Here is a 12,446-nt window from a genome sequence, read left to right as displayed (position 1 = left end):
CTTCAAGCTCGTATCGCGCCGGGCCACGCGATGACTTGCCCTGACATCACAAGGCGGTTGCGCCCGCTCTCCTTGGCGGCGTAGAGCGCCTTATCCGCAGCCGCTATCAACGACGTGCAATCAGCCTTATCGCCGAACGACATATGTGTGGCGCCACCAATACTGAGGGTGACCTGCTTGGATGGCGGGTTGAGCGCGTGCAGGATGCCGAGGTCCTGAATCGCTTGCCGGATTCGCTCGCCGACCTGCTCGCACCCTCCCGTGTCGGTATTTGGTAGCAGCAAGGCGAATTCCTCACCACCATACCGAGCGGCCAAGTCTGCCGGCCGCCTGGCCTGCTCCGCCAGGACCCCGGCGACCGAGCGGAGACATGCATCGCCCGCCTGATGCCCGTACTGATCATTGAAACTCTTGAAATGATCGACGTCCATCAGCAAAAGTGACAGAGGCCTTCCTTCGCGCCTGGCCCGGTCCCATTCCGCCTCTAGCCGCTCGTCGAAGTGTCTGCGGTTTGCCAAGGCCGTCAGGCCATCCGAACTGGCGAGAGCCGCCAGCTTATCTTCCAGGTCCTTACGTTCGGTCATGTCGCGCGAGATCGCCACCACGCCGTTGATGTCTCCACTCTGCGCACTCCTGGCGACGCGCAGCGCGGTTTCGATCCAGACCTCGCCTTTCTCGCGATGCCGAGTGCGATAAGTGATTCTTGCCTCCTCGGCTTCACCGTTCATCAACGCGGAGATCGTCTCCTCAACCCGCGCCAGATCCGCCGGATTTATGCCGGCGAGGGCCGACGTATCCACCAATTCGTTCGGAGCCCAGCCGAGAACTCGCGCGCTGGACGGCGACGTATAGAGAATCCGTCCATCGACCGCTATGCGCATGACCATGTCTCCCGACTGCTCCGCGAGGAGACGAAAATCCGCCTCCTTGGCGATCAGAGCAGCGGCCATCTTCTGCCGCATGTGCAACTGGCGCACCAGCAAAACCCCCGCAACAGCGAGCCCTCCTATCAGTCCCAGCACCGCAGCCACGCGCGTCAGCGCCGCTCTGTGCCAGGGGGCCAAGACGTCGTCTTCCGATTCCGTCGCAACCACGACAACGGGGTAGCGATTGCTTAGTTGATAAAAGCTCAGACGCCGAACGCCGTCGAGAGGCGACGTGAAGTAGTAGACGTCCGCAGTTGGCCGCTCGCGGAAATTCCTAAAAAGCGGTGCATTCGACAGATCGCGGCCCGTATATCCGTTGTCCGGGCTACGCGCGAGGACAACGCCTTTCGCCGTCGCCAGTGCAATTGAGCCGTTCTGGCCGACGTCGAATCCGCGATAGAACTGTAAAAAATAGTCGACATCGATCGTGGTAAGAGCCACTCCGGCAAAACTGCCGTCAGGATGATCGAAGCGCCTTGACGCTGTGATGATCCATTGCCCCCCCGACCTGCTCCTCACTGGACCCCCAATGAAGGTTCCTCGCTCAGCCACGGCGCGATGATGCTGGAAATACTCGCGGTCGCTGTTGTTGAGGCCGGCGAAATCCACGGGCTCGCTGGTTGCGAGCCAGCGGCCGGTCTCGTCATAGACGAACACAGCGCGAATCCGGTTCGCGGCTTTGCGCCGGGAAAGAAAGGTCTGAATCTTGGCGATCGCCGCCGGGCTGGTTCCCTCGAGTTTGAGTTGGCCGACCAACACATTGAGAACGGTGTCCGCGAGCTCGAACGTATCGTCCGCGTGTTGCGTCACCGACCGGGCCAGATTGGCCATGTCTGTTTCGGAGCCCTTCAGCAGCGTCTGTCGCGAGGACCACTCCCGCCAGCCGCTGAGCGCGACAATCGCCAAGCAAGCGACCGCCACGAATGCGGAGGCCCAGAGCGTCAGACGCCCTTTCCGAGGATCGCTGCGGTGATCGATCAAGAGATGCTCCCTGCACCCTCAACCCCGTAAACGCCTTGGGCTGAAGGATGGTTGCTCGTTCCGATTGTGATTTTTGGCGGAGCACCGGAAGGAGACTGACGGCATCGATGAGCGGCTTGACCGTCGATCGATAGCCCATGGACTGGTCCGACGAGAAGGACAACACAGCAATCAACTCGGCGCGACGGCCTCGAGCACTGTGCCGGCCACCCGGCCAAAGCCAGGTTCAGTGAAACTCGTCGGATGCAGGCTTCGAGCTCCGGCAAGATGTGCAAAATCGTCTGTCCGGGGTTGAGGCCGAATGACCATGCTCTCTGCCGGCAGACGCTCAGTCGGCGAGACCGACGCGGGCTTCGCGCCGCCTGCAACAATGTGGGGCAACGGCGCGGCCATCGACCAGATGTTCTTAAGCATCGCCCTATTCACCGAGCACGCGATGACACCGTTCCGCTTCAGACGGGCGACGGTAAAGAGCTTGCGGATCAGCAGGTCTCGTTCCAGCGACTGCGGCAATTTGAACTGCACCCCGATGAGCCGGCCCCTTTGTTGCGCAATCACCGCATCGACCCATCCCACCTGCATGATGTGCACGCGCAGCGGTTCTCCGGCGCGAGGACAGTCAATGCCGGAGCCAAGCAGAACGCCGGCGCCAGAGAGGGAGATGTTGCTCACGCGTCCAGAAAGCTGCTCGGCGGTCCCGGTCTGGATCAAGATAGTTTCGTCGATGTCGAAACGCTCCTCGGTACGCCCCATCCGCGCCTGCAGCGAGGTCATGCAGACGAAGAAAAGCACGACGATGTTCACGACCGACCAGAAGGCGACCATCGGTAGAGCCGCCGGATGATCGATGATGCGCCATTCCGGAATCGTGTTCAGAACCACACCGACAACCGTCAACGCCATCAGGACCGCCGACGGCCAGAATATCTCCGCAGCGTAAGTTGCGCGCCGCGCGGCAGCGCCCTTCGGCGTCACCTTGAACGCATGTCCCGCCGGCTTGACGAGAGTCCCCAGCACCGTGGGCAGTATCTTGAAGCTCTGGATCGTCGCCGACACCTGAGCGGCGAGCGGAAAATGCACGTGCGGCGCGAACCAGGAGATGCCGCCGTTGAGCGCCAGGATCGCGGGGAACAAGTAGTAGAACACCGATTCGGGGGTGACATCGACGACAGGCGCCAAGCCGGTCCACATGAACACGATCGGAACCACCACGACCATGAGCGCCCGCAAGCCCAATGAGAGCCAATGCGTCGGAAAGAAGAGGAGCCGATGCATCAAGCCCAGTCCGGGGCCGAGCGGGCCGGCGGCGAGGTACAGCGTCTGGATCGCGCCCCGCGCCCAGCGTTGCCGCTGCACGAAAAAGGCATCAAGGCTTTCCGGCGCCAGCCCAATCGCCAGCGGTTCGCAGAGATAGCGGGTGACGTATCCCTTGCGCAGCAGGACGAGCGTCAGCAGGATGTCTTCCGTAATGGACTGGGTCGGCAAGGCATCGCCTACCGCGCGGAGTGCTGCGCGACGCGTGACGGAGTTGGAACCGCAACAAAAGGCACCATCCCAGCCGTCGCGCGCGGGCATGATGGAATCGAAGAAGAACCGTTGTTCATCCGGCAGTCCCCTGTGCAGGCCGAGATTCGCCTGCATCGGGTCCTCATTGTAGAAGGCGTGCGGGATCTGAACGATTCCGACCTTTGGATCAGCGAAGAAGCCCATCGTGCGCATCAGGAAATTGCGCTGCGGCACGAAGTCCGCATCAAAGATCGCGAAGAACTCGCCACTCGTCTTGGTCAGGGCATGATTGATATTGCCGGCCTTGGCATTCAAATTGTCGGCGCGCGTGAGATAGCCGGCGCCCTTTTGCGTGCAGAGCGCCCTGAGCCAAGGCCTGCGACCATCATCCAAGACCCAGACCTGGAGGTTCGGATAGTCCAGGCACAGCGCGCCGGTGATCGTCTTTTCCAGCACCTCGAATGGCTCGTCATAGGTCGGAATAAAGACGTCGACCGAGGGCAGCTCATCATCCGGCAGGCTGCGAAGCCGACGCTCGTGCTGATCTGCTTCGCTTCGGCGATCGGTCCTGCGAAGGAACGTCAGATAAAGAATGAACTGATCTGTGAAAGTCAGAAGCTCGACGAACAGACAGAACCAGATCCAGCCGACCTGATACCAGGTCCCGCTTGCCGGCAGCACGGTGGTGAAAATACGCCATTCGAGATAGCGGGCCACCACAAGCCAAACCACGACAAAGACCGCAAGACGCGCCCAAGAGCGCGCGACTGGGAAGGTCGGCGCCAACAGATACATCGCAGCAAAGATGCCCAGCATCGGCGCGAACAGCTGAGAGAGAGGCAGAGTCATGGCTTGCATGGAACATCTCGCTCACAGGGGCGATTGGTCGAGCTCCAGGCGAGCGGTCAGCCATTTCAACTTCGAGCCGACCAATCGTAGCAGGCCGTCGGTTCTGCGCTCGAAGCGCACCTCAGCCAACCGTCCGATATCGCAGGAGCCGTTGCGGTCGGCCGACGTCTCATTGGGCGGAAGCGATATCTCAATGGTAATGTTGCCCGGATCAGGCCGCGGCACCCGAGCCGCAAGCAGCCGATCATCGCCGTACGCGGCCGATCCGCGGACCTGCCGGATCTGGCCGCTCTTCCATTCGCGACTCCCAATCAGGCGGACGGTAGCCGCATCTCCGGCCTTGATCTTCTCGAAATCGCGCTCGGGTAGTTCAACGACGATAAACCGGCGTTTGCAATCTGCGAAATCGAACACCGACTGCCCTTCCGTGACCATCGAGCCCGGGCTGGCCGCGACCGACCAGACCACATGGGCTGCGGGCAAGGACAGATCGTAGTGATCGAGACGATCAAGTCGAGTGCGTTCCTCTGCAATTTCCGCGGCCAACTGCGCGGCACGTGAGCTGTTTTGCAACAGGTCGGTCTCGAGCTCCTGGCGGCGGAGGACAAGCCGCTCGCGCTGCTGCTGAGAATAGGGCACGTCGTTGGCATCGCCACGAAGATAAATGCCCTTCTCGGCCGCCCCCAATTCCGTCTTGAGGCGCTGCAGGCGTTCACCGGCCATCTGGCACCGCGTTGCGGTTGCCTCCTGCGAGGCCTGGGCCTCACCGGAGCGGATCTGCGAACTGATGCCGAGCTTCACGAGCCTCTCCATCCGGCCCGCGACATCGTTGCGCTGCCGCGCCTCAGCGAGACAGCCGCCTTTTTCAACTTCCGTTTCACTTATCTCGTGGCTCAGGCGCGCTAACATCCCCGAACGATAGTCCTCGCTTCGCTCGCGGAGCTTGCGATCGAGCTCGGCGATCTCCTCGAGTTGCCGGCGTGCGAGCTCGGCGCGTTTGGTGGACATGGCCAGCTGCTGATCAAGGTCCATGAGGTGGCGGCGATCCGGCGAACGCGCCTCGACCAGCGGCACCATCCGGTTGTGCTCGAAATATTCACCCTTGCGTGGAAGATCTGACGAGAGCTGACCCGCCATCGGCGCAGTCACCCGCATGAGCTCGGCATTGACATAGGCGGAGGGGGCGATTCGGTAAGTCACATACGGCAGCAGGGCCCATCCGCTGAGAGCGATGATCCCGAGTGCCAGGGACCGCCGAGCGATCCGGCTGCGAATGAAACGTTCGACATGCAAGCGAACCACGACTGGATCTCCAAATGGGCTTTGGTCGCTCCGCCTGCCCCTGCGAAGGCAAGCCAATCGCCGCGTGGCCGCCGCAGCAGCAGACTCCTCCTCGCAACCAAGAGAAGCATATCTAGCTTTCACCACAACAGGTTAAGACGTGTCAAAACCGGAGAACTACGGCTCGGGATCGATAACAAGAAGCCGACCTATTCTGGCTTCAAGTCGGCGCGGCGCTTGTACCGATCGAATGGCGGCGCGGCTAACGCCCATTCCCAAGCAGCGCTTTTGCTTCCGCGAATTCGGGAAGACCATGCTCCGCCTCGAATTCAGCGAGCACGGGCGCGAGCACTTCGGATAGCGCACCCGCTCGGCCATTTGTCTTGTACAGGCGTGCAAGTTCAAGGGCGCTACGCAGCTCGAAAGTCCTGGTCTGCTGATGTCGTGCGATCTCCAGCGCTCGCCTGAGAGCGTCTTCGGCACTGGATTCGTCCGAAGGGTTTTCGCGTGACAAGAGTTTACCGCGGACACGGTGCAGTTCGGCATCAAGCCAATGCTGGCCGGATTGTCCCGTCCCGGCGATCAATTCGTCCAGGATTTCCAGCCCGGTCTCGACTTCGCCGACATCTGCAATCGCCAGGGCGACATGCATCCCCCAGAACGGTTCGCAGAGGTAGCAATCGTTCTCGTGCAGGAAGGTCCAGCCGTGACGCATGTCCGCCAGTCCGGCCATTCGGTCGCCGGCACGCCACTTGGCAAGGCCATTCAGGTAGGTGCCGGCGGCCACGTACAGCGGCATCGTGTGGTCGCGCGCGAGACCGAGCGCCAGGATCGTCTCTGTCTGCTGCAACATGCCCCCGCATACTCCGTCGAACACGGCGCGATGAACCAGCGCATTGGCCTGGGACAGCGCCCGTTTTTCTCCCGGAGTACCCACCGCTTCCGCGGCGAGCCTGCGCGCACGAGCGATGTCGCCGAGCGGCCAGAGCACCAGGGCGAGAAATCGCATGATGACGAACGGAAGATCCAGCGCCGAAGCTCTGAACGTCGCCGGATCCGGTTCGGCCCGATAGATCGCCAGCGCCCGCTCAAGATGCGTACGCGCATTCGAATACCCGCCGGCGAACCAGCACGTCACGCCGCCGGTCCAATGGGCCACGACGGCGGCCACCGGCGAGTCCGGCCGTCGCTCAGCGGCGCTCCTGATGGCATCCGCCAGCTCCCGCATCGGAGCAAGTTCGCCATGCGTCAGGCAGGCATTGAAGAGGCCGGAATGGACCGGCGCAAGTTCAACGGGATCATCGATACCAGCCGCGAATTGTCGCGCGCGCGTCCATGCCGCGACCGTTTCCGGAGCGCTGTGGCCGAGGCTGCCCCGCAAGGCACGGCCATATGCGATTTGAAGATGCAGCCTGCTCATCATCCGGCGGGGTTCGTCAGGCAATTGATCGGCGATCGCGATGGCCTTGCCGAGATGCGCGATCGCCTCGGAATAGGCCGAGCGTTTCAACGCCTGCTGACCCGCCTTGCGCCACCACTCGAGTGCGATCTCGCTCAGCCCCGCCTCGGTGAAGTGGTGCGCCAGGACTTCCGGCTCGGTCTCGGCGACGACTGGAAACTTCTCGCGCAGGACATCGCCAATCCGTGTGTGAAGCACCTGCCGTTTGCTCCTAAGCAGACTCTCGTAGGCCGCTTCCTGAACAAGAGCGTGCTTGAAACTGTAATTTGCTTCGGGCGGCGTCCCACGACGCAGCAGCAGTTCGGCCTCTTCGAGTTGTCCCAGCGCCGCGCCCAGCGTCAGATCGTCGCGTCCCGCCACGGTTTTCAACAGCGCGTACGAGAAGTCGCGGCCAATGGCGGCGCCTATCTGGGCCACCTCCTTGACCGGAGCGAGCCGGTCGAGCCGCGCCATCAGCGAATCCTGCAGCGTCGCAGGGATAGCAAGCGGCGGCAGCGGACAGTTCAGGCGGTAGCGCCCGGCATCCTCGACGAGCAGCCCGGACTCCAGCACCATCTTGGTCAATTCCTCGACGAATAACGGAATGCCATCGGTCTTGTCGATGATCTGCTCCATCATCTCGCGTGGCAGCTGGCGACCGACGACAATCTGCTCGACGAGCGCGCGCGTGTCCTGCCGATCGAGCCGGTCGAGCCGCAACAGACTGACGTTGGCAAGGCCCGACCAGGAGGGCTCGAACTCCGGCCGGGACGTCAGGAGCACGAGGATCGGCAGTCCTCTGATCCGATCGACCGCGAGATCGAACAGCTCAAGTGTCGTCGCATCGGCCCAATGCATATCCTCGCAGATGATCAGCAGCGGCTGGTCTCGCGCCAGTCCCTCAAGCTGATCCAGAAGGGCGGCAAATGTCTGGCGCCGCTGCTGCGCCGGGCTCAAGCCGAGGGGCGGGCAATGGTCGCCGGTCGGAATCGAAAGCAGCGCCGCAATCAGCGGTGTTGCCCGGGCGACCTGCTGGGTTCCTATCGCCAGCATTGCCTCGAGCTTGTCGAGCTTTTGATCCGGCGTGTCGTGCGAGCGAATTCCGGCGGCGCGCTCGAGCTGCGCAACAAAGGGATGAAGCGCACTGTTGGTGTGGTAAGGCGAACACTGATATCGCACGCGACGGTGCGTCCCCAACGAGGGGCTTTCCGACAGCGTTGCCACAATGCGCGACTTGCCAATGCCCGCTTCGCCGGAAATCAACACGATCTGGCCCCGGCCCTGCCATGCCTCCCGCTGGCGCGAGAGGATGAACTCGATCTCGCTCTTGCGACCGACAAAGCCGATCGAGCGCGCGGCACGGACTGCCTCGAAGCGACTCTCGGATGCGGTTGCTCCTTCCACCGCCCAGACTGCGATGGGGTCTGCCATTCCCTTGACCTCCCGACGGCCGAGATTGCGCAAGGAGAAGAGATCGCCAAGCAGCCGGCGCGTCGATGAAGCAACGACGACGACCCCCGGCTCCGCCAGGCTCTGGAGCCGGGCGGCGAGGTTTGGCGTGTCGCCGATGGTTGCGTGCTCCTCCGACGCATCTCCGCTGATGAGGTCGCCGACCACCACAAGTCCGGTCGCAATTGCGATCCGCAGTTCGGCTCGTTCGTCAGTCCCCGTCTTGAGCTGGCGTATCGCGGCGATCATGTCGAGGCCGGCGCGCACCGCGCGCTCGGCATCGTCTTCGTGGGCGCGCGGATAGCCGAAATAGACGAGTATTCCGTCACCGACGAATCTGGCGATCCTGCCATCATAGGCACCAACCACGCTCGCGCAGGCAGCGCGATAGGCGCGGATCACCTCCCACATGTCCTCGGGATCGAGACGCGCCGAGAGCGCAGTCGAGCCGACCAGATCGCAGAACATGACGGTGAGGTGACGCCGCTCGGCGTCCTGGGGAGGAGCGGGAGAAGCGATCAACGCGGCCGGATCGAGGTCAGCGATAGCACGGAGCATTTTGCGGCGATGGCCGAGCAGGACTCCGAGCTTCTCGAAGTCCTCGTCCATCAGTTCGGGAAGGACGCCTATGTCGATCCCATTCTGGGCAAAGCGCTGCGCGTATTGCGCAAGCCCCAGCTTATCGAGCCACTCCGCAATCTGCATTGGCTCCACCGATCGTGTGGTTGGCGGTTAGCAGAATTTTGGACCACGGCGCGCGGGGACAATATACCAACACCACCATGATGGCACGTTTTGTTTGTTGCGCGATAACCTAGGTTTCTCAATACCGATATTGCGTTCAAGCGGTGACGCTGCTCGATGCCAACAGGCTTGCTACCAAACATCGTCGGCACGCAGCATTGGACGGCAGAGGTTGCGAAGAATCGTCGCGGTCGTTTCGAACCAGAGCCGAACCAGCACTGCGGCTTGTGCCAAGCGGATGTTCTCCGCGACCGCAGCTTCCTTCACTGCTCGCTGATAGGCGCTTCATAACTGCGAGCCATCGTGCCCGCCGCAACCTGAAGCGAAGAACCAACCACCCAGCAGCCGGCAACAAAGCCGATAAGGCCGTTAGGCAGATTTTGATCAAGGACAAGGATGCTGACGGAGAGAGTTGCAGCGATTGCCGCGCCAAACGTTCCCGCCGCACTCATGATCTCGACCGGCTCGGAACCGTTCCATTCTTCCGAGATACTCGATGTCGGCTTCTGTGCACCATTGCCGGACAAATCAATCCCCACGTAATAGCCAAGCGCTCCGTAGAGCATCGTTATCAGGACGATCCAGCCGCTTTCAAACAGTCCGGCTTTCTGACGTAACAGGGTCGCTCCAACATAGAGGCCACCAGAGGCCCCAACGGCGGCCAGCCCGATTCTTTCAAGAAGATGGGCCGATTTAATCAGACTGGAACGGGCGATCCGAAGATTGCCGACGCGCCTTGTTGCAGAGAAGGCGCTGGAAATTGCGCTGCTTATCTTCATAGGAGCTCCTCTGAGTAAGTAGCAGCCTACCGGCCGACCCCGAACAGAAGCTGCATGAGTTGCGCGATGCCCTTTCATTCCAACTTACTGAAGGATCTTTGCTGAGTGATGGGACCGGCTTTGCTCGTGAACGAGACGGAGCCAATCCAAAGCTGCGAGCATGTGGCTGCGCAGGCATTGCGTCTCACCCGTGTTTGAAATGATCCGGGTGCGGCAATTTCGTTGGATGAGTGGTAATTCCGAAAAAGAGCGATCGCGTATGAAGCGGTTCACACACGGCTCCTCCCTGTCGCTCTATTCGGTCACAATTTCCGGAGGACGCGTCTGCATTGTCGCGATAACGGAAGGCGAACACGCTGGATCTGCAACGCGCGGTTGGTCAGCAGGCTGATCACGTCTGGCCGAAATCAAAGATCCGCGCTTGGTTTCGTGAAGCTCGCAGCCTCAGGCCGACCATTCCTCGCCCCACACCTGCACCACGTGGCCGGGCGTCACTTCGCGATATTGCCGAACCGGCGGCTGATAATCCGGCGCGCGGACTGGGCTTCTGATCTCGTCGTTGGAGGCCTGGCGTCGCGTGCCGCGGCGTGACGGGTCGGGCACCGGCACGGCGGCCATCAGCTTCCTGGTGTAGGGATGCTGGGGGTTGCCGAACACCGATGCACGCGGGCCGATCTCGACGATCTCGCCGAGATACATCACGGCGACGCGGTGGCTCATGCGCTCGACCACGGCGATGTCGTGGGAAATGAAGAGATAGGCGAGGCCCATGCTGGCCTGCAGGTCGAGCATCAGGTTGACGACCTGCGCCTTCACCGAGACATCGAGCGCCGAGACCGCTTCGTCGGCGACGATCAGCTTCGGCCCGAGCGCGAGCGCGCGCGCGATGCAGATGCGCTGGCGTTGGCCGCCGGAGAATTCGTGCGGGAAGCGCGCGGCCATGTCGGCTGAGAGGCCGACGCGGACGAGCAGGTCGGCAACCTTGTCGCGCGCCTGCGACGCCGTCGCGAGTCCGTTGGCAAGCAAGGGCGCAGCGATCGCCGTTCCCACCGACATGCGCGGATTGAGGCTCGCGAACGGATCCTGAAACACGATCTGCATGTGCTTGCGCACATCGCGCAAGGCTCGGCCGTTCATGGCCAGCACATCCTGGCCGTCGATCAGGACCGTCCCGCTGTCCGGCTCCGTCAGCTTCAGGATGGAGCGGCCGGTGGTCGACTTGCCGCAGCCGGATTCACCGACCAGGGCCAATGTCTCGCCGGCACGCAAGGTGAAGGAGACGTTCTCGACCGCATGGACGCGGCCCGAGACCTTGCCGAACAGGCCCGAGCGGATCGGAAAGCGCGTGGTGAGATTTGAGACCTCGAGCAAAGGCCGCGCGGCGGGTGAGACAGTGTCAGGCGTCTCGGACGGCTCGTCCGATGTGCCCGTCACCTTGTCGACGATCGGAAAACGCATCGGCCGCGGCCGCCCATCCATCGAGCCGAGACGCGGCACGGCCGCGAGCAGCGCGCGCGTGTAGGGATGCGCAGGCGCGGCGAAAATGCGCGCGGTGGCATCCGTCTCCACCGCCTGCCCGCCATACATCACCACGGTGCGGTCCGCGATCTCGGCGACCACCCCCATGTCGTGGGTGATGAAGAGGATCGACATCCCCTCCTCCTGTTGTAGCTCCTTGAGCAACTCCAGGATCTGCGCCTGAATGGTGACGTCGAGCGCGGTGGTCGGCTCGTCCGCGATCAGGAGCTTCGGCTTGCAGGCCAGCGCCATCGCGATCATCACGCGCTGGCGCATGCCGCCGGAGAAGCGATGCGGATGCTCGTGGAAGCGCGATGCCGCCGCCGGGATGCGGACGCGATCGAGCAGGCGGATGGTCTCCGCCTCCGCCGCCGCGCGCGACAGGCCGCGATGCTGGATCAGCGCTTCGGCGATCTGGAAGCCGATGGTGAGCACGGGATTGAGGCTCGTCATCGGCTCCTGGAAGATCATGGCGACGTCATTGCCGCGGATGTCCTTCATGCCCGCCTCGGGCAGCGCGAGCAGATCGCGCCCCGACAGCATGACCCGCCCCTCGACGCGGCCGATCTCCTTCGGAATGAGCCGCATGATCGACAGCGCGGTCACGCTCTTGCCCGAACCAGACTCGCCGACGATCGCCACGGTTTCCCGGGGCGCGATATCGAACGACACATTGCGGACGACGGGAAGCCATTGCCGCTCGAGCATGAAGGAGGTGGTGAGGCCGGCGACCGACAGCACGGGGGCTTGGGCAACGATGGGTTTGGTCGCGGCGCTGGTCATGTGTAGACCTCAAGGCCTGCCGCGAAGAAGGTGCGCTCCCTCCCCCGCTTGCGGGGGAGGGTTGGGGAGAGGGTGTCTCCGCAGGCGAGAATCCCTAAGAGGAGAGAGCCCTCTCCCGGCGCTGCGCGCCGACCTCTCCCGCAAGCGGGAGAGGTGAACTTCGCTCGTGGCTGCACCGGTGTTCCCATCATG

Annotated in this window: 6 protein-coding genes; all 6 read right to left on the bottom strand. The window is 62.6% G+C overall.

The genetic code is table 11. The features are described from left to right. Positions 1-2: 2 nt before the first annotated feature. The 6 genes from DCG74_RS13645 to DCG74_RS13620 all read right to left on the bottom strand — a co-directional run bounded on the left by DCG74_RS13645 (position 3) and on the right by DCG74_RS13620 (position 12,254). Positions 3-1,907: a diguanylate cyclase domain-containing protein gene (locus DCG74_RS13645; RefSeq protein WP_172786834.1), complete on the bottom strand. Its 1,905-nt coding sequence runs from the start codon at positions 1,905-1,907 to the stop codon at positions 3-5. A 171-nt stretch (positions 1,908-2,078) separates the two neighbouring features. Then, complete coding sequence (locus tag DCG74_RS13640; protein WP_172786835.1) at positions 2,079-4,271, bottom strand: glycosyltransferase; 2,193 nt, start codon at positions 4,269-4,271, stop codon at positions 2,079-2,081. A gap of 12 nt (positions 4,272-4,283) precedes the next feature. Next, positions 4,284-5,564, bottom strand: coding sequence for an HlyD family efflux transporter periplasmic adaptor subunit (locus DCG74_RS13635; protein ID WP_257187566.1), 1,281 nt, complete (start codon positions 5,562-5,564; stop codon positions 4,284-4,286). 241 nt (positions 5,565-5,805) lie between these two features. Continuing rightward, a complete protein-coding gene (locus tag DCG74_RS13630) occupies positions 5,806-9,135 on the bottom strand; it encodes an adenylate/guanylate cyclase domain-containing protein (RefSeq protein WP_172786836.1) in 3,330 nt (1,109 codons plus the stop codon). A 302-nt stretch (positions 9,136-9,437) separates the two neighbouring features. Next, entirely contained in the window at positions 9,438-9,953 is a 516-nt protein-coding gene (locus DCG74_RS13625) for a hypothetical protein (RefSeq protein WP_172786837.1), read from the bottom strand. Between the two features lie 444 nt (positions 9,954-10,397). Continuing rightward, entirely contained in the window at positions 10,398-12,254 is a 1,857-nt protein-coding gene (locus tag DCG74_RS13620; protein ID WP_172786838.1) for an ABC transporter ATP-binding protein, read from the bottom strand. Positions 12,255-12,446: the final 192 nt, after the last annotated feature.

Source organism: Bradyrhizobium sp. WBAH42, from assembly GCF_024585265.1.
In the GTDB taxonomy this organism is placed as follows: domain Bacteria; phylum Pseudomonadota; class Alphaproteobacteria; order Rhizobiales; family Xanthobacteraceae; genus Bradyrhizobium.
This window is presented reverse-complemented; position numbering and strand designations above follow the sequence as displayed.